This window comes from Limnohabitans sp. TEGF003 (genome assembly GCF_055395455.1).
In genome coordinates, this window is record NZ_AP029225.1 from 2,028,149 (window position 1) to 2,049,043 (window position 20,895).

Below are 20,895 nucleotides of genomic sequence, written 5' to 3' on the forward strand. Positions count from 1 at the left end.
AAAAGGTCATCTGCGGCCAACACCAACCTGAAAGGACAACATGAGCCTGATACTCAAACAAACGATCACCGGGCCTGCGGCCTGGAAGGGTGCCGAGATGGTGGGGGACACCTCTTGGTTGCATCACTTGTCGGCGGAGGTGATCGCAACGCTGGATGCCGCGCTGGCCCATGTCAAAGCCCAAGGCTTGACGTTTCCGAATTTCTCCCGCGAAGACTTTCCAATTGGCGACTGGGCACACACCCTGAAGGCGCACAGCGACGAGCTGGAAAACGGCCGGGGCTTTCTGGTGCTGCGTGGCCTGCCTGTGGAGCGCTACAGCGAAGAAGACATCCAGATCCTGTATTACGGCATTGGTCTGCACATGGGCGTGCCTGTAAGGCAAAACCCCAAGGGCGATCTGCTGGGCGTGGTCATGAATGTGGGCGATGTCACGAAAAAAACCACCCGCGTTTACGAAACCAACCTGTATTTGCCTTACCACTCGGACCCGTCGGACGTGGTGGGCCTTTTGTGTCTGCGCAAGGCCAAGCAGGGGGGCTTGAGCAGCTTGGTGAGCGTGGCCGCGATCTACAACGAGATCCTGCAACACCACCCCGAGTACCTGGGTCTGTATTACCGCACTTGGTATTTTTCGCACCTGTGCGAGGACCTGCCCAGCTTGTCGCCGATTTTCAGCCACCACCTGGGCAAGCTCAGCTGCCGCTACCTGCGCCAGTACATCGAACTGGGCCATGAGATCCGCCAGCTCCCTTTGTCGAAGGTCGAAATCGAAGCGCTCGATCTGTTTGATGACATCATGCACCGCGAGGATTTCCGCCTCAGCATGATGCTGGAGCCCGGTGACCTGCAGTTTGCCAACAACTATGCGGTGCTGCACTCGCGCAATGAGTTTGAAGACCATGGCGTGCACGAACTCAACCGCAAAATGCTGCGCCTGTGGGTCAAGATGCCCAATGCGCGGACATTGGCGCCGGAGTTTCCAGGTCGTAACGGGTTCCCGGCACCTGTAGCACTCGCCTGATGGGTCCGCCAAAGACCCTCTGACTTATGGACGGGTTTTGGCGGGGAGGGTCGTTTTTTTGGGCATCAACTTGCCCTTGTCGGCGTCATCCAGGCACAGCAGTGTGTCCACATGCGCCATGAAACGGTTGAGGTAGTCCGGCGAGAGGTCGCGCATCAGGCCCAGCGAGCGCAGCACCAACATGTGCGAATTGATGGGGCCTGCGTTTTGCGGGGCCTGGGCGATGGCCTGGCTGACCTGCTTTTGCACGCTGATCTTGCTCAGCTGCTTTCGGAACTGCTGGATGCGCGGATTTTCGGATGGCCACCCTGGTGTTTTGCCACCCGCTTGCGGGGCATTTTTCGAGCGCATGTCTTGCAGCAGCGTGGCCAAGGGGGAGGGCATCGCTGCAGGCGCTGCATGGGGCTCGCACGCAGTGCTCATCCGTGCTTCCAAACGCTGGACAGCCTCTTGCAGTTTGGCCAGGAGCAACAACTGCGCAGGGCCGGACAGCGCTTGCATGCGCTGGTTCAATGCTTCGATGTAATGCCAGCCGACCGCATCCACCCGCGCAGCACCCGAGGCGCGCAAGGCGTCAAGGTCTGGCAGGGCAGGTGCGGCTGGGTTCATGGCTTGGCTGCGTTGGCCGCTTTGGGCACCGGGGCCATTTCCACGCGGCGGTTCTGGGCTCGGGCTTTCTCGTTGGTGTTGGCCACCAAAGGTTGCTCTTGGCCAAAGGCCGCCGCAAACAGCAGTGACGAAGGCATGCCTTCTTCGATCAAGGTGCGTGTCACCGTGAGGGCACGTTGGGCCGACAGCTCCCAGTTGTCTGCAAACTGCCGGTTGCGGCTGCCAACCGCCTTGTCGTCGGTGAAACCGCTGACCATCAGCATTTCGTCCCGCGACTGCAGGTAGCTGCGCAGGGGCACCACCAGGCTTTTGAGCAGCTGGCGCCCTTCGGGTTCGAGCTTGTCGGAATTCAACTCAAAGAGCAGCTTGCCGCTGATGCCGATGCGGCCGTTGTTCAAGGTGATGCGGCCACTGGCCAGCGGAATAGCCAGGGCTTGCTCCAGCGACAGGCGTTTTTGTTCTTCGACTTGGCGCTTTTGCACCTCGTCTTCGAGCTTGGACGCCATGTCCAGTTGCGCCGCCATCACCCCCACCAGCAGCAGAACAAACGCGCCCAGCAGGCCGGTCATCAAGTCGGCGAACGAGATCCAGGTGGGCGTGGTGGATTCGCTCTCGGCTTCCAGTTCCAGCATCAAGCAGCTCCTTCGGCTTGGCGTTGCTGCAAGGCTTCCAGCACGTCTTTCTGGCTGCCGATGCTCAGGTCGATCATTTCACGGGCCTGCGCCACGTAATAAGCCAGCTGTTCGTCGCTGCGCGTCATGGATTTTTCGATGGCCTGCTCGATGCGCTGCAGGTTGGCCATGAGTTTCTCGTTGGTTTCGGTGAACGAACGCACCGCAAAGCCAAAGGTTTCACCCAGGCTGGCCACGTCCACCGCGCTGGCCGTGACTTGCGCAGCCATGTCGCTCAGCTTGCCCGTCTCGGCCGCCACGTGTTCATGGAACTGGCCGCTGGTTTGGTTCAGCGATGCCTGGCTGGCCGTGACCATGGCGTCAATCACGCCACGCTGCTCGGTCGATGCATGGTTGATCGCGTCCAGCAAGGTGCTGAGTGTGCCCAGAATGCGGGTGCGTTCTTCGAGCAAGGCGTTGTCACGCGCCACGCTGACCGAGATTTCCTGACGCAACTGCCCAATGACTTCGGCCGCGGCTTTGGGCGCCTCAGAGGCGGTTTCGATCAGGCGGGTGATGGGCTCTTCCAGCGCGGTGCCCAGCGTGGTCAGGTGTGTGGTCACCGCTGTTTGCAGTTCGGCCAGGCGGGCCACGGCGGTCTGACCCCGCACGTCTTCGGCATCCCGCAGGGCCGACAGCTCCTGGCGTAGCACTGCGGCCAGTTCTTCGGCACGTTGCTGGTGTCCTGCTGTCCATTGCGCCTCCGATGCGATGCGCTCGCGCATCAGCGCTTCGCTGCTGGCCACGAGGCGTGTGATTTCTGCCAAAGTCTGTGTGGCCTGAGCTTGGGTGTGGGTGGTGATGTCTTGCGCGGTGCGGCTCAGGGTGTCGCAGATGGCTTGCTGCTGCGCCAGGGTCTGCGCACCCGTGCTTTGCCATTGATCGCGCAGCGATGCGGCCATCTGCTCCAGCGAGGCCTGCCAAGCTTGCAGACGCTGCTGGTCGGCGCTGCTTTGCAGGGCCTGCTGCTGGGTCTGTGCGGCGCTGACCTGGTCAACCAAGGCCCGGGCGCTGCGCTCGAAATTCTGGCTGAACACATCCAGCGTCTGACCGACGCGTTCGGTCATGTGGCTGCTGGCTTGCTCGTGGCGCGTCAGTGTCTCGGTGCTGGTCTGCGCCAAGGCGGCGGCCAGGCTCGCCATTTGGTCGTTGAGCTGGCTCAGTTGCTGTTGCGTGTTGTGCAGCAGGCGCTCGTTCATGCCCTGGGCTTGCTCGGCCAGTTGCGTCATGCTGGCTTGCACCACCGGGCGAATGCCCTCGCTGGCGAGCTGGAGGCTCTGGCTCAGACTGCTGCGCAACGATTGGTCAACCGACTGGGCCAGCCCTGTGTAGGCGGATTTGACTTCCTGGTGAAAGCTTTGCTGGTTGGCCAGCAAACGCTCGTTCAGTTGCTGGCTGGTGTCGGCCATTTGGGCCATCAGGGTCTGCAGCTGCTGTACCACCTGCGGCAGGGCTTGCGATTGTTGCTGCAGCGCTTTGAAGGTTTCTTGCCGCTGGTGCACCAGAGAAAAACCACGCAGGGTGGTTGCCGTGCAGGTGTCCAGAACTTGGGTGGCCTGTGCCCGTTCGCGGCGGGCCAGACTGCTCATCAGGCCCAGCATGGCCGAGGTGGCCACACCTGCCACCGAGGTGCCAAACGCGAGACCCAGGCCTTTGATCGGCTCTGAAAAGGCAGCACGGATACCGGCCACATTGCTGGAGCCCTCCAGCGCAAACACGGCTCCATTGAGGGTGACGACCATGCCCAGGAAGGTCCCCAACATGCCCAGCATGACCAAGAGCCCGACCAGATAAGGCGTGAGGGCCGGACCGGGCAGACCTGCTCGCTCACCCTCGACACGTTGACGCACCGGATTTTGCAGCCCGGCGGGCAAGGTGATCAGCCAGTCGCTGAGGCTTTGAAGGTCTTGCGGGATTGACGTCAATGCCTGATTCAAAGCCTGGGTGGTAGCGCGGTACTGGCGCAACTCCATCGCGCCAAAGACATAAACCGCGCCAATGCAGACCGTCATGGCCAGAACCAGCGGGTGACTGGCCGCCACCGATGCAGCGACCCAGACCAGCGCCAAGACACCAAGCGCAAAGGCGATCAGGAAGGAATAACGTTTCATGGTTGTTGTGGGTTTTCTTGGTTGAACGCTTCGAGCAAGCCCAGCGTGGGTTGCAAGCGTGTGTCAAGTTCTGCCAGCAAAGCCATGCGCATGGCTTGGCGCAATGGCATGAGCCAGGGGGCTGTTGGGCTCAACAGGGCGGTGTTGTCTGCGGGATCAGCGTCAGCGCCGACCTGCTGGATGGCTTGGGCCTGTCGCTTGGTGTGCGCCTTGACGGCTTGTGCAAAGCGTTTTTCGTGCAACTTGGCCACTTTGGCCAGCAAAGCGGCCTCACGCTCGGCGAGGATGTTTTCAAAAGCTGCGTCGAGCGTGGCCAGTTGCTGCAAGGCGCTGGAGCCTTTGGCCAGTTGCGCACGCACTTGAGCACGCAAGGTCTGCAAGGTGCTTTCCATTTGCCTTTGGTGGGCGGCATAGAACCGCCGGTATGGCTCAAAAGCCGTTTTGGGATCGATGGGCTCGTCCAGCTCAGCCGGGGGCATCTCAATCCGTGTCAAACCCGAGCCCGGCGGTGCCCCCTGCAGGATCGATTGCTCCAATTGCGCCCGCACTTTTTCCACATGTCGGCTCAGGGCTTCGCCGGACATCGGGGCGGCACGGCGCATGTGCGGCGCTTGCTCCACCGGGGATTCCGGGTTGAGCACGCCATGCAAGGCGATGGCCTGGCGAAAATTGAGCCAATCGCCCAGTCTCTGTCCGACATCGTCCTCAGACCGCGCAGCCTCCAGCAGGGCGTTTTCCGTCAAAAAACGCACCAATCGGGAGCTGTTGAAATGGGCACGCGGCGAGGGGCGCGTCATGGGTGGGTGTTTTGGGATACGAAAAAGCAGAGCGGCGTGGCTCGGGGGAAGGCTGCCCTGGTGGGAACAACCGATTCAGCAAAATTGTGATTTTACCCGTCGAAGGCATGGACCCCCGATCAAGTCGGGGGTGACGAAATAAAGACCAGACGACTGGAAAAACCACTTTGTCATACCCGCGAACGCGGGTATCCATGGCAGCAGAAGTCATTGACCCCCGATCAGGTCGGGGGTGACGAAACAGAGTGGTCGCAAGTATTTTGGTCATACCCGCGCATGCGGGTATCCACGTCCCCGCTTTTCACAAAACCTTGTGTTTGAAATCACAAAACGCCGCCACCGCACACTGCCCGCACAGCGGTTTGCGGGCTTGGCACACATAGCGCCCGTGCAGGATCAGCCAGTGGTGCGCATCGACCAGGTATTTGGCCGGAATGCGTTTGAGCAGCTTTTGCTCCACTTCCAAAGGCGTTTTGCCCGGGGCGAGGCTCGTGCGGTTACCCAGGCGAAAGATGTGCGTGTCCACCGCCATGGTCGCTTCCCCAAAAGCCGAGTTGAGCACCACATTGGCGGTTTTGCGGCCGACGCCGGGCAAGGCTTCGAGGGCTTCGCGCGTGCGGGGCACCTGCCCGCCGTGTTGCTCTACCAAAATCCGGCAGGTTTCCATCAGGTGCTTGGCTTTGCTGCGGTACAGGCCAATGGTCTTGATGTAGCTCTCCAGACCTGCCAAGCCCAGATCCAGGATCTTTTGCGGCGTACCCGCCACCGGGAAGAGTTTGCGCGTGGCCTTGTTCACGCCCACATCGGTGGCCTGGGCCGACAGCAGCACGGCGGCCAGCAGCTCGAACACGCTGGTGTATTCCAGCTCGGTCACGGGCATGGGGTTGGCGGCTTGCAGGGTGGCAAAGAAGGATTCGATCTGTGCGGGTTTCATGGGGTGTCCAGAAGTTGGCAAAATGACGGCCAAGTCAACACGGGAAGATACACCATGCCTTTGCAATTTGCCGATCGCCTGAACAACGTCGAAACCTCCGCCATCCGCGAGCTTTTCAAGCTTTTGGGCAAGCCAGGCATCATCAGCTTTGCAGGCGGCTTTCCCGACAGCGCCATGTTTGACGTGGACGGCATCCGCGAAGCCAGCAACGCGGCCCTGAGCCAAGACCCAGGTGCCGCGCTGCAATACGGCGCGACCGAAGGCTTTGGCCCGCTGCGCGAGCAATTGGCCCAGTTCATGGGCCAAAAGGGTGCCAAAGACGTGGCCGCAGACCAGCTGATCGTGACCACGGGCAGTCAGCAAGGGCTGGATTTGATTGGCAAAACCATGATCAGCCCTGGCGACAAGGTGATCGTGGAGGGTCCGACCTTCCTCGCCACCATCCAGTGCTTCCGCTTGTATGGGGCCGAGCTCATCAGCGCCCCGGTGGACGGTCATGGTGTGAAAACCGACGAGCTGGAAAAACTGATCGCGGAGCACAAGCCGAAATTCGTCTACCTGATCCCGACCTTTGGCAACCCCAGCGGCGCCTTGCTCAGCGCCGAGCGCCGCAAGCAGGTGCTGGAGATGGCCGTCAAGCACCAGACCCTGATCGTCGAAGACGACCCTTATGGCGATTTGTATTTTGGTGAGGCCCCACCGCCCAGCCTGCTGGCCATGAGCGCCTCGGTGCCCGGCAGCCGCGAGCTGCTGGTGCATTGCGGCTCGCTGTCCAAAGTGCTGTCGCCCGGCCTGCGCGTGGGTTGGATGATCGCACCCGCCGAATTGCTGGGCAAAGCCACCATGTGCAAGCAATTCAGCGACGCGCACACCAGCACCTTTGCCCAGGCCACGGCGGCGCAATATCTGAAAGCCGGTCGCATGCCCGCCACGCTGGACAAGGTGCGTGCGGTGTATGCCCAACGTGCCCAAACCATGGGCGATGCCTTGCGCAAGGAGCTTGGCGATGCGGTCGAGTTTGTCCAGCCTCAGGGCGGCCTGTTCGTCTGGGCGCGCCTCACGGGTGCGGGTGGCAAGGTGGCGGATGGCAACGCGTATGCCAAACGCGCCATCGAGCAGGGCGTGGCCTTTGTACCGGGCACACCGTTTTTCTGCGCCAACCCCGACCACGCCACCTTCCGCCTGAGTTTTGCCACGGTGGGTGAAGACAAGATTCTTGAAGGCGTCTCGCGCCTGGCCAAGGCGCTGTGATTTGACGATCCCGGGTGAGGGCAAGTTCTCTGTGGGAGTGAGCTCCCGCTCGCGAATGCTTGCCATGCCATCAAAAGCATTCGGCTGCAGGGGCAGCCTCCCACAGCAGCCAAGCCGTGGCTTTGAATTGAGGCCAACATGAATCAAGAACGCTGCATCACCATCAACGGCACCGAAGTCTGGCTGCAAGGGCAGGGCGACGAAGTCATCCTCATGCTGCACGGCTGGCCGGACACCCGTGCCTTGTGGGATGGCACCGTGGCAGCCCTGCAAGACAACGCCACCTGTGCCCGCCTGACGCTGCCCGGTTTTGAAAGTGGCCCTTCGGCCACGGGTCTCGAAGACATGTGCCAGCTGCTGCGCCAGATCGTGGACCGCATCAGCCCTGAGCGCCCCGTGACCCTGATGCTGCACGACTGGGGCTGCGTGTTTGGCTATGAATTCGCCATGCGCTACCCCGAGCGCGTGGCCCGTGTGGTGGCGGTGGACGTGGGCGATCACAACTCAAGTGCTTTGTTGCGAGAGTGGGGCCTGAAGGAAAAGCTGTCTGTCATGGGCTACCAGCTCTGGCTGGCGCTGGCGTGGCAGATCGGCGGCAGTCTGGGCACCCGCATGACCCGTGCCATGGCCAGCTGGCTACGCTGCCCGACCGAGCCCGAGCGCATCACCCACAAGATGAACTACCCCTACGCCATGCAATGGTTTGGCACGGCGGGTGGGTTCAAAGGCGCCGCGCAAATCAAATTGCCGATGCCGCTGCTGTTTGTTTATGGCGAGCGCAAGCCCTTCATGTTCCATTCTTCCAAATGGCTGGAGAAAGTCGCCGCCACGCCCGGCTGCGTGGTGCAAGGTTTGCCTTGCGGGCATTGGGTCATGGTCTCGCGGCCGGAGGCCTTCCATGCCCGTGTGCGTGAATGGCTGTGGGGCGGGGCTTGAGGGTGCAGGCATGCAAGCCGAAGACCTGCTCAAACTCGTCAACACCCCCATGCCCTTTGGCAAACACAAGGGTGTGCTGATCGCCGACTTGCCCGGAAACTACCTCAACTGGTTTGCCAGGGAGGGCTTCCCCAAGGGCGAAGTGGGCCGCTTGCTGCAGCTGATGCAGGAGATTGACCACAACGGGCTGAAAGACCTGCTGCGGCCCTTGCGCCGATGATGCGCTCGGTCATGCATGGATGCCGGATCAAGTCCGGCATGACATGGGTTAGTCCGGCATGACATGGGTTAGTCCGGCATGAGATGGCCAAGTCCTGCATGTCCTAGGTCAGTAAAGCGACTTTCTCATGACTGTCACCCCGCACTTGATGCGGGGTCCATGCCAGCTTGAACTCAAGGCCTGACGACTTCCAGCAGCCGATCCAAGCCGCCTTCTTGAATGGCGACCATGGCTTGCTCGCGGACCTTGGGTTTGGCGTGGTAAGCCACCGACAAACCGGCTGCGCCCATCATCGGCAGGTCGTTGGCACCATCGCCGACAGCGATGCATTCGTGCGGCTCGATGCCCAGCAGCGACGCCACTTCGAGCATGGTTCGGCGCTTCTCGGCGCCATCGCAAATGTCGCCCCAGCTTTGCATGACCAGGTCGCCCGTGAGTTCACCGTTCACCACTTCAAGTCGGTTGGAGCGGGCAAAGTCGATGTTCAGGCGCTCTTTCACGCGGTCCGCGAAAAAGGTGAAGCCGCCTGACACCAACAGCACCTTCATGCCCGCCTTTTGGCAAGCCGCGATCAACTCGGCCGCGCCGGGGTTGATTTTCAGGCGCTCGGTGTAGACACGTTCCATGTCGGCCAGCGTGACGCCTTTGAGCAGGGCCAGGCGTCGACGCAGGCTTTCTTTGAAGTCGGTGATCTCGCCGCGCATCGCCGCTTCGGTGATGGCGGCCACCTCGGCCTTGCGGCCCACGGCATCGGCAATCTCGTCGATGCACTCGATGCTGATGAGCGTGGAGTCCATGTCAAACGCGATGAGCTTGAACTGGGACAGTGACAGGGGGGCGGTGAAACCTTGAATGGCGAGGCCGGGGGCGAACTCGGTGGGGGAGGCGGTGGCGGTGGTCATGGGTCAGGATTATCGAAGATCGTTGAATGGGCTCAGGCTGCAGCGGTTTCGGTCTTGGGTTGCCCCAAACTCCGCAGCACATCCCGCACCATCTGCGCTCTTGCCTTGGGGTCGGGCAGTTCGCGTTCGATGCGGATTTTGTCGTTGCCCGCCAGCTTGATGTGTTTGTTCTTCTGGATCAGGCCGATGATGGCCATGGGGTCCACGGGTGGGTTGGGCTTGAAGGTAATTTGGATCACGCCCGGGGCGGCATCGACCTTGATCACGCCATACGGCTGGGTCAGCACCCGCAGGCGGTGCACATCCACCAGGGTTTGCGCTTGCGGGGGCAGCTTGCCAAAGCGGTCCACCAGCTCTTCGAGCAAGGCGTCGATTTGGTCGCTGGTTTTGGCGGTGGCCAGCTTTTTGTAAAAGCTCAGGCGCAGATGCACGTCGCCGCAGTAGTCGTTGGGCAGCAGGGCGGGGGCGTGCAGGTTGATGTCGGTGGTGACCGACAGGGGGCTGAGCAAATCGGGCTCTTTGCCTGCTTTGAGGCTGCGCACCGCTTCGGACAGCATTTCGTTGTAGAGCTGAAAGCCCACTTCGAGCATGTTGCCGCTCTGGTTTTCGCCCAGCACCTCGCCCGCACCACGGATCTCCAGGTCGTGCATGGCCAAATAAAAGCCGCTGCCCAGTTCTTCCATTTGCTGGATCGCGTCCAGCCGCTGGGCGGCTTGTTTGGTCAGGCCTTCGATCTCGGGCACCATCAAATAGGCATAGGCTTGGTGGTGCGATCGGCCCACGCGCCCGCGCAGCTGGTGCAGCTGGGCCAGGCCGAACTTGTCGGCGCGAGAGATCACGATGGTGTTGGCCGTGGGCACGTCGATGCCGGTCTCGATGATGGTCGAGCACAGCAAGATGTTGTAGCGCTGGGCCACAAAGTCGCGCATCACGCGCTCCAGCTCGCGTTCGGGCATCTGGCCGTGGGCCACGGCGATGCGGGCTTCGGGCAAGATTTCTTCGAGCTTTTGCTTGCGGTTCTCGATGGTCTCGACCTCGTTGTGCAAAAAGTAGCACTGGCCGCCGCGTTTGAGTTCGCGCAGCACCGCCTCGCGGATCACGCCCGTGCCTTCGTTGCGCACAAAGGTCTTGATCGCCAGGCGGCGTTGCGGTGCGGTCGCAATCACGCTCAAATCGCGCAAGCCCTCCAGCGCCATGCCCATGGTGCGGGGGATGGGGGTGGCGGTGAGTGTGAGCACATCGACCTCGGCCCGCAGGGCTTTCATGGCCTCTTTGTGGCGCACGCCAAAGCGGTGCTCTTCGTCGATGATGAGCAGGCCCAGGTCGTGGAACTTGGTGGATTCGCTCAGCAGCTTGTGCGTGCCGACCACGATGTCCACCGTGCCGTCGGCAATGCCTTTGAGTGCTGCGGTGACTTCTTTGCCCGACCGAAAGCGCGAGACTTCGGCCACCTTGACAGGCCATTTGGCAAAGCGGTCTTTGAGCGTCTGGTAGTGCTGCTCGGCCAGCAGCGTAGTGGGCGCCAGCAGGGCGACCTGTTTGCCGCCCGTCACGGCCACAAAAGCGGCCCGCAGGGCCACCTCGGTCTTGCCAAAGCCCACATCGCCGCAGACCAGGCGGTCCATGGGGCGGGGGCTGATCATGTCTTGAATCACGCAGTGGATGGCGGCCTTTTGGTCGGCGGTTTCTTCAAAGCCGAAGTCGTTGGCAAAGGTCTCGTAGTCTTGCGGGCTGTAACGGAAGGGGTGCCCTTCGCGTGCGGCGCGGCGGGCGTAGATGTTGAGCAACTCGGCGGCGGCGTCACGCACCTGCTCGGCGGCCTTGCGTTTGGCTTTTTCCCATTGGCCACTGCCCAGCTTGTGCAGCGGCGCTTCGTCGGCGCTCACGCCCGTGTAGCGGCCAATCAGTTGCAGCTGGCTCACGGGCACATAGAGCGTGGCCTTGTCGGCGTATTCCAGGTGCAAAAATTCCTGCAGGGCGGGCGTGCCGTCTTCGTTTTTTTGGCCCATGTCCATGTTGACCAGACCCCGGTAGCGGCCGATGCCGTGCGCGCTGTGCACCACCGGGTCGCCCACGTTCAGCTCGCTCAGGTCTTTGATCAGCGCTTCCACATCGCTGACTTGTTCCTGCTTTTTGCGGCGGCGGGTGACAGCCCCTGCCGCGAAAAGTTCGGTTTCGGTGACGAGGTCGATGTCTTTTTCAAACCAGTGGAAACCGCTGGTGAGCGCGGCGGTGGCCATGCCCACCTTTTCGTCGCTGGCCAAAAACTCTTGCAGGCTGTCAAACACCGGCGGCGTGAGGCCACTCGATCGCACGAAGTCGAGCAGGCTTTCGCGGCGGCCATCGCTCTCGGCCAGGATCAGCACGCGGCTGGCGCTGCTGCGGATGTGCGCTTGCAACCTGGCCAGCGGGTCTTCTGCCCCGCGCACCACGGTGAGTTCGGGCAGGGGCTGGGCGAGGGTGTTGTCGGGCACGTCTTGCGTACCAGCACGCAGGGCCAGTTGGGCGTGGCCGTTGGTCAGGGTGTAGAACTGCTCCGCACTCAAAAACAGCGCATCGGGCGGCAGCACGGGCCGCTCGGGGTCGCCCTGCACCAGGCGGTAGCGGTCGCGGGTGTCTTGCCAAAAGCGCTGAAAGGCGGGTTCCAGATCGCCGTGCAGCACCACGGTGGCGGCATCGGCCTGGCCAGCTCCCAGGTAGTCGAACACCGTGGCGGTTTCTTCAAAAAACAGCGGCAGGTAGTACTCGATGCCCGCCGTGGCCACGCCGTTGCCCATGTCTTTGTAAATGCGGCTCTTGGTCGGGTCACCTTCGAGCAGTTCGCGCCAGCGGCTGCGGAACCGCGCACGCGCCGCCTCGTCCATCGGGAACTCGCGGCCGGGCAGCAGACGCACCTCGGGCACGGGGTAGAGGCTGCGCTGGCTGTCAGGGTCAAAGGTGCGGATGCTGTCGATTTCGTCGTCGAACAGGTCCACTCTGTAAGGCACCAGCGAGCCCATGGGGAAGAGGTCGATCAAGCCGCCGCGCACCGCGTATTCGCCGGGGCTGACCACCTGGCTCACATGCGAGTAACCCGCCAGCGTGAGCTGGGCTTTCAATTGCGCTTCGTCGAGCTTTTGCTTGACCTTGAACTCGAAGGTGTAGCCCGCCAAAAAGGACGGCGGGGCCAGCCGGTACAGCGCCGTGGTGGCAGGCACCAGCACTACGTCTGCGCTCTCGGCATGGTTGCGCTGCTTGATGCGCCAGAGCGTGGCCAAACGCTCGCTGATCAAGTCTTGGTGCGGCGAGAAAGTGTCGTAGGGCAGGGTTTCCCAGTCGGGGAACATCACGCAACGCAGATCGGGCGCAAAAAACACCAGCTCGTCCATGAGGCGCTGGGCATCGGCCGCGTCGGCGGTGACGATGGCGGTGAGCTTGCCCGCTTTCTTTTCGCGCTCGGCCAGCTGGGCCAGCAGCACGGCATCGGCCGATCCGGCAGGGCGGGGCAGGGTGAAACGTTTGCCGGAAATGAGGCTTGGCAGTTGCATGGTGGCGATGGGCAAAGGCGATGAAAAAAGCAAAACACCCCCCGCCAAGAAAGGAGGGGGGTGAAGAAAAGATCAGACGGCATCATTGTAGAAGCGTTGCGGCATAGCCCCCAGAGTGGCCAAGGGCATGAGCGAAGCTAGGGCATCAAACATTCGGCCGCAGGGGCAGCCTCCCACAGAGGCACAAATGTGATCGACTGGAATTTGTGGGAGCGAGCCCCTGCTCGCGAATGTGTGATCTGGCTCAGGCGCCTATGCCGAACCACCATTCGGCCGCAGGGGCAGCCTCCCACAAGCCCACCGATTCAGCCGCGGGGCGACCTCCTACAATTCAAGTCCATGTCGTCGACCCCTACCTCTCCCCGTTTCCATGCCTTGGTGCCCTGTGCGGGCACGGGCAGCCGCGCGGGCACCCCCATGCCCAAGCAATACCAGATGGTGGCTGGGCAAGTCATGGTTTTGCACACCCTGCAGGCGCTGGCCCTTGTGCCGCAGCTGGCCAGTGGTTGGGTGATTCTGTCGCCGGGTGATGATTTCAAATGGCCCCAAGTCGGTTGGCCTGCGCATTTCAGGCGTGAGGCTTGCGGTGGCGCGACCCGGGCCGAGAGCGTATTCAACGGCCTGAGTGCCATGCTGACAGCAGGCGTCGCGGCGCAAGACTGGGTGCTGGTGCACGACGCAGCGCGTTGCTTGGTCACCCCCGAGGCGGTGTCGAAACTGATCGAAGCCTGCCAAGATGACCCGGTGGGCGGTTTGCTGGCTTTGCCGCTGCCCGACACTTTGAAATCACACACCCTGAACGGGCAGCTTGCCCGCGTGGCCAGCACCGTGCCGCGTGAGGACAAATGGTTGGCGCAAACGCCGCAAATGTTCCGTTTGGGCGCTTTGCATGCTGCCTTGGCAGACGCGGCAGCCACAGGGTTTGCAGGCATCACCGACGAGTCGAGCGCGATGGAGCGCCTGGGCTTGGCACCCCGCCTGGTGCCCGGCTCGGCCCAGAATTTGAAAGTCACCTACTCGGCCGACTTTGCGTTTGCCGAGGCGGTTTTGAAAGGCAGAACATGAACATCCGCATTGGCGAAGGTTGGGACGTACACGCCTTGGTGCCCGGGCGACAGCTGATTTTGGGTGGGGTGGTCATACCCCACACCACGGGCCTGCTAGGCCATTCAGACGCCGATGTGCTGTTGCACGCCATCACCGATGCGGTGCTGGGCGCTGCGGGCTTGGGCGACATAGGGCGGCATTTTCCGGACACGGACACGCAGTTCAAGGGCGCCGATTCGTCGGTGTTGTTGCAAGAGGCCATGCGCCGGGTACGCGCCCAAGGCTGGGAGCTGGTGAATGTGGACAGCACCATCGTGGCGCAAGCCCCCAAACTCGCCCCGCACATGGCGGCGATCAACGCCGGGGTGGCCAAGGCGTTGGGCGTGCAAGCGGACCAAGTGAATGTGAAGGCTAAGACCGCCGAAAAACTCGGTCCTGTGGGCATGGGCCAAAGCATCGAAGCGCGTGCGGTGGCTTTGCTGAAAAAGGCTTGATGGCAAGCTTGAGCTGGTGATCGCACATTCGCGAGCAGGCGCTCGCTCCCACGAAGACCCAACTTCCTGGCTTTGACTTTGTAGGAGGTCGCCCCTGCGGCCGAATTTCTGCTGTGGCTCAAGCCTCGTTGTGCGCTTGCCTGAACTTCATCAGGGCCATCAAGCCGCCCGCGCTGTTGTTGAACACCGAAAACGTGCCCCCCATGCGCTGTACCGAACGCTCGACAATGGCCAAGCCGAGGCCCGAGCCTGTGGCCGAAGTCCGGGCCGCGTCGCCCCTGAAAAACGGTTGCGTCAGGTTTTTCAGGGCCTCATCAGACACCCCGGGGCCTTGGTCGCGCACACGCAACAGGACCCAACCCTCATGCACCCGGGCGACGATTTCGACCCGCGTGATGCCATCGCTGGGGCTTTGACCATAGCGGCGGGCGTTTTCCAGCAGGTTCGACAACACCCGAGACAGTTCCACTTGTTCGGCCTTGACTTGCAGGTCTTCTGCCACGTCCACACTGATTTCGAAGCGCGGGTTGTTGCGCCAGGGGGCGATGCTGCGGCTGATCACGCCGGACAGCAACACCGGACCGAGCTCGGTCGGTTCAGGGCGGGCGTAGTCGAGGAATTTGTCGATGATGGCGTCGAGTTGCGCGATGTCGGCGGCCATCAAGTCGCGGGTTTCTGGATCGCCCACGCTCAGCTCGGTCTCCAGCCGCAAGCGGGCCAGGGGCGTGCGCAAGTCGTGCGAGATGCCCGCCAGCATCAAGGCCCGCTCTTGCTCGATTTTGGCCAGGCGTTCGGCCATGCGGTTGAAGCCGATGTTGACCTCGCGGATTTCGCTGGTGGCCGCGTCTTCGTCCAAGGTCGAGGTGTTGAAGTGGCCTTCGCGCACTTGGCTCGCCGCAAAGGACAAGCGTTTAAGCGGGCGGTTGATCAGGCCCGCCATGATGGCTGCCCCCGCCAAAGACAGCGCCAAGGTCACGGCCAACCAGGTCAGCCAGGCCGAGCCGCCCAGGGGACGAAGCCGCTCCGGGTCCATTTGCAGCCAGTAGCTGTCTCGCTCGATCTTGAAGCCCACCCACAAACCGGAGGCGTCGTTCACCCGTGATGCGATGACGGTGTCCGGCCCGAGTCGTCTGGCCATTTCCTGCGCCAATCGGCTCTCCATGTCGGATTCACCATAAGGCACCACACGGTCGCTGGGTTCTCGAATGAGGATGCTGAGGTCTTCCTCGTCGGCCACCATTTTGAGCAGCGCGACACGGGCAATGGCATCCGAGTGCATCAAGGCCGTTTTGGTCAGGTTGACGACGGTCGCAATTTGGTGGGCATTGCGCAAGATGCGCGGCTCGTACTCTTGGGTACGAAACATTTGCAGCCAAGCCAGGCTGCTGAACAGGATCAGCAAGGCCAGCAAAAAGAAAGTGCGCCAAAACAGGCTCAGTTTGAGCCTGCGCGGCGATTTATCGGGCTGGGCACCTTCGGGCGAGGTGATTTCTGCAGGGTTCACGGCTGCCCATCAGGCACAAAGACATAACCGACGCCCCAGACGGTCTGGATGATTTTGGGCGATGCGGGATCGGCCTCGATCATCTTGCGCAGCCTGGAAATCTGGACGTCCAGACTCCGGTCGAACGGCTCGAAGTCGCGGCCACGGGCCAATTGGGCCAGTTTGTCGCGTGTCAGGGGTTGCTTGGGGTGGCGGGCCAGGGCTTTGAGCATGGCAAATTCGCCGCTCGTCAAAGGCATGTCCTGGCCGTTTTTGGACAGGGATCGGGTGCCCAAGTCCAGCGAAAAAGCGCCAAACACAATGACTTCGTGGTCACCCGAGGAGGGCGCGCCGGGCACCTCGCCTTGGGGCCTGCGGCGCAACACCGCATGGATACGCGCCAGCAACTCGCGCGGGTTAAAGGGCTTGCCCAGGTAGTCATCGGCCCCGATTTCCAGGCCCGTGATGCGGTCCACGTCTTCACCTTTGGCGGTGAGCATGATGACCGGGGTTTTCATGCCCGCGGCCCGCAGCCGCTTGCAAATGCTCAGACCGTCTTCGCCGGGCAGCATCAGGTCGAGCACGATCAGGTCGATCGTTTCGCGTTGCAAGATGCGGTCGAGGGCTCGACCGTCTTCGGCCAGCAGCACATCGAAGCCCTCGGGCGACAAAAATCGACGCAACAAATGGCGGATGCGGGTGTCGTCGTCAACGATGACGATCTTGTCCAGGCGTGCAGAAGTACTCATGGCTTTACTGGGCGGTCCAGCCGCCGTCCATGTTCCAGGCCACGCCGCGCACGTTGTTGCCCGCGGCCGAGCAGAAGAAGACCGCCAGCTCGCCCAGCTCTTCGGGTGTGGTGAACTGCATGGAGGGTTCTTTTTCTTGCAGCAGGACTTTTTTGGCCTCTTCGTTGGACAAGCCCATGGCGGCAGCCTTGGCGTCCACCTGTTTTTGCACCAGCGGTGTCAACACCCAGCCGGGGCAAATCGCGTTGCAGGTCACGCCTGTGGTGGCGTTTTCGAGGGCGGTGACCTTGGTCAGACCCACCACACCGTGCTTGGCGGCCACATAGGCCGACTTTTCGGCAGAGCCCACCAGGCCGTGGATGGAGGCCACGTTGATGATGCGGCCCCAGTTGGCGGCCTTCATGGCGGGCAGGGCCAGGCGTGTGGCGTGGAAGGCGCTGCTCAAGTTGATGGCGATGATGGCGTCCCAGCGCTCAACCGGGAAGTCTTCGATGCGGGCAACGTGTTGGATGCCCGCGTTGTTCACCAGGATGTCGACGCGGCCAAAGGTGTCTGCGGCGAACTTCATCATGGCTTCAATCTCGCTGGCTTTGCTCATGTCGGCGCCGTGGTAAGCCACTTTCACGCCCAAGGCAGCAATCTCGGCCTTGGGGCCTTCGGCATCACCAAAACCGTTCAAAACAATGTTGGCGCCTTGCTTGGCCAAAGCCTTGGCAATGCCCAGACCGATACCGCTGGTTGAACCCGTGACCAGTGCTGTTTTACCTTGCAACATGATTTCCACTCCGAAAGATGAATTAGGATGTTCAAAAGTCCATTATGGCGCTGTCACCGACCTGTTTCAGTGGCAAAGCCGCCAGATTGTTTCCGATTGTCATGACTGCCATCCACAACGCCTCTCGTCTCTCGCCCCAACTCGAATGGGTGACTTGTCCCCACCCCGAGGGCCAGCACCGCATGGCTTTTTGGCGTTGGGGCGAAGCCACAGCTCGCTGTGTGGTGGTGTGCGTGCATGGCCTGACCCGCCAAGGCCGGGATTTTGATCGCCTGGCCCAAGCACTGGTCGCACAAAGTCCAGAGCCGCTGCAGGTCATTTGTCCCGATGTGGCCGGGCGAGGGCGCAGCGAGTGGCTGAGTGATCCCGCCCACTACCAAATTCCGCAATATGCAGGCGACATGCTGGCCATGCTGGGCCAGATTCAGCAGCAGTTGGGGGCCGACCGGCACTTGCAAACCTTGGACTGGGTGGGCACCAGCATGGGCGGACTGATTGGCATGGTGCTGGCTGGGCAGCCCGGGCTGCCTTTGCCGTGCCCCATTCGCCGCCTGGTACTCAATGATGTGGGCCCGGCCATCACCTGGTCATCGGTGCAGCGCATGCAAGGCTATGTGGGTCAGTACGGTCAATACCGCGACCTCGATGAAGCTGCTGCAGCCCTCTGGGACTTGTCGCAAGGCTTCGGACCGGTCTTGCCCGAAGTCTGGCGCGAGATGTCGGACCACATGATGCGCCCAGGAACCGATGGCCAACTGACCCTGCATTACGACCCGGCCATTGGCGTGCCCGTCAGGGCCATGACCCCCGAAACGGCCGCTGCTGGCGAAGCCATGCTCTGGACTTTGTATGACCAGATCCAGGCGCAAACCCTCTTGATTCGGGGGCAGGACTCGGATTTGCTGACCGCAGAAACGGCCTTGCAGATGACCCAACGCGGCCCCTGTGCCCGACTAGACACCTGGCCCGGCTTTGGCCACGCGCCCACTCTGACAGGGGACGACCAGATCGCAGTGGTGGCCAAGTTCTTGCTTGGACCTTGACACCATGGTCAGCCCCACATTCAGCCATTCCGCCAGCCCGATGGCGACCGCCCCCCGTTTGCACGCGTCCAGTCTGCACGCGCCGCCATTGCCCCCTGTCATGCTGGCCACGGCCGATGCCTCTGGGGTGGTTGATCCCGCCGAAACGCTGGCCAAAGCCCGTGCTTTTGCCGAACCCCTGATTGCCGGTGAAACCCTGGACACGGGCGAAAACATCCTGGCGCATGCCGATGCCGTGACCGCGATCCTGGCGGACATTGGCGGCTCGGTGGCCATGCAGGCGGCCAGTTATTTGGTCTATGCCTGCCCGCACCTGAACAAACCGGAAGAGGTGATCGCCAAGGCGTTTGGCCCGCATTTGGCGCAACTGGCCATGCAGACCAACCAGCTGGTGCATGTGCAACGCTTGTCTCGGGCAGCTGAATCGAGCACGCACGGCCCTGACAACACGCCGCTGAGCCCCCGCATGCAGACCGAGAACGTGCGCAAAATGCTGCTGGCTTTCAGCCGCGATTTGCGCGTGGTCATGCTGCGCCTGGCTTCGCGCTTGCAAACCCTGCGCCATTACGCCGCCATCAAGCTGCCCGTGCCCCCGGCTTTGGCCAGCGAGTCGCTGCAGGTGTTCGCGCCCTTGGCCAACCGCTTGGGTATCTGGCAGATCAAATGGGAAATGGAAGACCTGTCTTTCCGTTTTTTGGAGCCTGCCACTTACAAGGACATTGCCCGCCTGCTGGATGAAAAACGCACCGAGCGCGAGCGCTACATGGTGGCGCTGCGCGAACGCCTGCAGCAGGCCTTGGCTAGCCAGGGCATTGAGGCCTCGGTCGAGGGGCGGCCCAAACACATCTACAGCATCGTGCGCAAAATGCGCGGCAAGGCCTTGCCCTTTGAGCGTGTGTTCGACATCCGGGCACTGCGCGTGGTGGTGCCCACCGTGGCCGACTGCTACCAAGTGCTCAGCTGGGTGCACGAGCACTTTGTGCCGATTGCCGAGGAGTTTGACGACTACATCGCCAAGCCCAAAGCCAACGGCTACCAGTCGCTGCACACCGTGGTGCGCGATGCCGATGGGGGCCCCATCGAGGTGCAAATCCGCACCCGGGCCATGCATGAACACGCAGAGCACGGCGTGGCCGCGCACTGGGCCTACAAGGAGGCCGGGGCCAAAGGCTACGCCGGGGTGTCGGCCACCAGCGAATACGACACCAAAATCGCCGTGCTGCGCCAGCTGCTGGCTTGGGAGCGCGACCTGTCCGGGGCTGCACAAGCCAATGACCAGGGCGGTGGCCTGTTTGACGACCGCATTTATGTGCTGACGCCCGATGCGGCCGTGGTGGAGCTGCCGCAAGGCGCGACGCCCATCGACTTTGCCTACACCGTGCACACCAACCTGGGTCACCGCTGCCGGGGTGCCAAGGTGGACGGGGCGATGGTGCCGCTGAACACCCAGCTGGCCAACGGCCAGACGGTCGAGATCACCGCCATCAAGGAAGGCGGGCCGTCGCGCGACTGGCTCAACCCGGAACTGGGCTTTTTGGCCAGTCCGCGTGCGCGGGCCAAAGTGCGCGCCTGGTTCAACGCGCAAGTGATCGCCGAAACCGTGGCCCGTGGGCGCGAAGCGGTTGAGAAATTCCTGCAACGCCTGGGGCGCACCGCGATCCGCCTGGAGGACCTGGCAACACAGCTGGGCTTCAAGTCAGCCGAAGGGCTGTTTGAGGTGGTGGGCAAGGACGAATACTCCCTGCGCAACATCGAGGTCCTGCTCAACCCGCCCGAACCTACGCTGGAGCCGGATGAGTATTTTCAGAAAAAGTTCAAAGGTGTCGCGGCCCGCAAATCGCCCTCGGGCGTGCTGGTGGTGGGGGTGGATTCCTTGCTCACACAACTGGCACGCTGCTGCAAACCTGCGCCGCCCGATGCGATCAGCGGCTTTGTCACGCGCGGCAAGGGCGTGAGCATCCACCGCCAGGACTGCAGCAACTTCCGCGAATTGGCCTCACGCCATGGCGAGCGTGTGATCGAGGTGCGTTGGGGTGAGCACAAGGGTGCAGATGCCTTGGTGTACCCGGTTGACGTGGCGGTGGAAGCCTTTGACCGGCAAGGCTTGCTGCGCGACATCTCCGAAGTGTTTGCCAAAGAAAAGATGAACGTCATCGGTGTGCAAACCCAGTCCGTCAAAGGCACGGCCTGGATGACCTTCACGGTGGAGATCGGCGACGCCGCCCGCCTGAACAAGGTTCTGGGCACCGTGCGCAGTGTCAAGGGGGTGCGGGCTGCACGAAGGCGGTGAGCACGTCTTATTGAAGCACGCCCTGAAAACGC

Annotated in this window: 18 protein-coding genes; 8 read left to right on the forward strand and 10 right to left on the reverse strand. The window is 62.2% G+C overall.

Features of this window, described 5'->3' with window-relative positions; translation table 11 throughout:
* The first annotated feature begins 40 nt into the window (after positions 1–40).
* Complete coding sequence (locus ACZ5RT_RS10055; RefSeq protein ID WP_464452349.1) at positions 41–1,024, forward strand: TauD/TfdA family dioxygenase; 984 nt, start codon at positions 41–43, stop codon at positions 1,022–1,024.
* Between the two features lie 24 nt (positions 1,025–1,048).
* Here ACZ5RT_RS10055 and ACZ5RT_RS10060 read toward each other — a convergent pair whose 3' ends face one another.
* The 5 genes from ACZ5RT_RS10060 to nth form a co-directional block, all read right to left on the reverse strand.
* Entirely contained in the window at positions 1,049–1,633 is a 585-nt protein-coding gene (locus ACZ5RT_RS10060) for a DUF2894 domain-containing protein (RefSeq protein ID WP_291929393.1), read from the reverse strand.
* Positions 1,630–2,265 (reverse strand): OmpA family protein, encoded by a 636-nt coding sequence (locus tag ACZ5RT_RS10065; RefSeq protein WP_108426281.1) that lies wholly within the window; start codon positions 2,263–2,265, stop codon positions 1,630–1,632. Before ACZ5RT_RS10065 ends, ACZ5RT_RS10060 begins: the two co-directional genes overlap by 4 nt.
* Complete coding sequence (locus tag ACZ5RT_RS10070; RefSeq protein ID WP_464452350.1) at positions 2,265–4,415, reverse strand: DUF802 domain-containing protein; 2,151 nt, start codon at positions 4,413–4,415, stop codon at positions 2,265–2,267. Before ACZ5RT_RS10070 ends, ACZ5RT_RS10065 begins: the two co-directional genes overlap by 1 nt.
* On the reverse strand, positions 4,412–5,212 hold the full coding sequence (locus ACZ5RT_RS10075; protein ID WP_464452351.1) for a DUF3348 family protein: 801 nt from the start codon (positions 5,210–5,212) through the stop codon (positions 4,412–4,414). The genes ACZ5RT_RS10070 and ACZ5RT_RS10075 overlap by 4 nt, the downstream gene beginning before the upstream one ends.
* Positions 5,213–5,513: 301 nt before the next feature.
* Positions 5,514–6,146: an endonuclease III gene (gene nth, locus ACZ5RT_RS10080; RefSeq protein ID WP_464452352.1), complete on the reverse strand. Its 633-nt coding sequence runs from the start codon at positions 6,144–6,146 to the stop codon at positions 5,514–5,516.
* A gap of 54 nt (positions 6,147–6,200) precedes the next feature.
* Between nth and ACZ5RT_RS10085 the strand changes: the two genes are divergently transcribed.
* The 3 genes from ACZ5RT_RS10085 to ACZ5RT_RS10095 all read left to right on the forward strand — a co-directional run bounded on the left by ACZ5RT_RS10085 (position 6,201) and on the right by ACZ5RT_RS10095 (position 8,553).
* Positions 6,201–7,397: an aminotransferase-like domain-containing protein gene (locus ACZ5RT_RS10085; protein ID WP_464452353.1), complete on the forward strand. Its 1,197-nt coding sequence runs from the start codon at positions 6,201–6,203 to the stop codon at positions 7,395–7,397.
* A 138-nt stretch (positions 7,398–7,535) separates the two neighbouring features.
* A complete protein-coding gene (locus ACZ5RT_RS10090) occupies positions 7,536–8,333 on the forward strand; it encodes an alpha/beta fold hydrolase (RefSeq protein WP_464452354.1) in 798 nt (265 codons plus the stop codon).
* Positions 8,334–8,343: 10 nt separating this feature from the next.
* Positions 8,344–8,553 (forward strand): DUF3820 family protein, encoded by a 210-nt coding sequence (locus ACZ5RT_RS10095; RefSeq protein ID WP_191819405.1) that lies wholly within the window; start codon positions 8,344–8,346, stop codon positions 8,551–8,553.
* Between the two features lie 173 nt (positions 8,554–8,726).
* Here the strand turns inward: ACZ5RT_RS10095 and serB are convergent, their stop codons facing one another.
* Together serB and mfd are read right to left on the reverse strand one after the other, a co-directional pair.
* The gene (gene serB, locus ACZ5RT_RS10100; RefSeq protein ID WP_464452355.1) at positions 8,727–9,455 is read right to left on the reverse strand and encodes a phosphoserine phosphatase SerB; all 729 of its coding nucleotides are present in this window, start codon (positions 9,453–9,455) and stop codon (positions 8,727–8,729) included.
* A 32-nt stretch (positions 9,456–9,487) separates the two neighbouring features.
* Positions 9,488–12,982 carry a transcription-repair coupling factor gene (gene mfd, locus ACZ5RT_RS10105; RefSeq protein WP_464452356.1) on the reverse strand — a complete coding sequence of 1,165 codons (3,495 nt, stop codon included), beginning with the start codon at positions 12,980–12,982 and terminating at the stop codon, positions 9,488–9,490.
* 339 nt (positions 12,983–13,321) lie between these two features.
* Between mfd and ispD the strand changes: the two genes are divergently transcribed.
* A complete protein-coding gene (ispD, locus tag ACZ5RT_RS10110) occupies positions 13,322–14,047 on the forward strand; it encodes a 2-C-methyl-D-erythritol 4-phosphate cytidylyltransferase (protein ID WP_464452357.1) in 726 nt (241 codons plus the stop codon).
* Positions 14,044–14,523, forward strand: a complete 480-nt coding sequence (gene ispF / locus ACZ5RT_RS10115) for a 2-C-methyl-D-erythritol 2,4-cyclodiphosphate synthase (protein WP_464452358.1) — start codon at positions 14,044–14,046, stop codon at positions 14,521–14,523. Before ispD ends, ispF begins: the two co-directional genes overlap by 4 nt.
* Positions 14,524–14,641: 118 nt before the next feature.
* Here ispF and ACZ5RT_RS10120 read toward each other — a convergent pair whose 3' ends face one another.
* Genes ACZ5RT_RS10120 through ACZ5RT_RS10130 form a run of 3 tightly spaced genes read right to left on the reverse strand, consistent with a single transcriptional unit; the run spans position 14,642 to position 17,530 of the window.
* A complete protein-coding gene (locus ACZ5RT_RS10120; RefSeq protein ID WP_464452359.1) occupies positions 14,642–16,027 on the reverse strand; it encodes a sensor histidine kinase in 1,386 nt (461 codons plus the stop codon).
* Entirely contained in the window at positions 16,024–16,755 is a 732-nt protein-coding gene (gene ompR / locus ACZ5RT_RS10125) for an osmolarity response regulator transcription factor OmpR (protein ID WP_464452360.1), read from the reverse strand. Before ompR ends, ACZ5RT_RS10120 begins: the two co-directional genes overlap by 4 nt.
* A 4-nt stretch (positions 16,756–16,759) precedes the next feature.
* Entirely contained in the window at positions 16,760–17,530 is a 771-nt protein-coding gene (locus tag ACZ5RT_RS10130) for a 3-hydroxybutyrate dehydrogenase (protein WP_108426848.1), read from the reverse strand.
* A 101-nt stretch (positions 17,531–17,631) separates the two neighbouring features.
* On the opposite strand from ACZ5RT_RS10130, the gene ACZ5RT_RS10135 reads away from it, so the two are divergent.
* Complete coding sequence (locus ACZ5RT_RS10135) at positions 17,632–18,573, forward strand: alpha/beta fold hydrolase (protein WP_464452361.1); 942 nt, start codon at positions 17,632–17,634, stop codon at positions 18,571–18,573.
* A gap of 40 nt (positions 18,574–18,613) precedes the next feature.
* The gene (locus ACZ5RT_RS10140; protein ID WP_464454213.1) at positions 18,614–20,863 is read left to right on the forward strand and encodes a RelA/SpoT family protein; all 2,250 of its coding nucleotides are present in this window, start codon (positions 18,614–18,616) and stop codon (positions 20,861–20,863) included.
* The last annotated feature ends 32 nt before the right edge of the window (positions 20,864–20,895 follow it).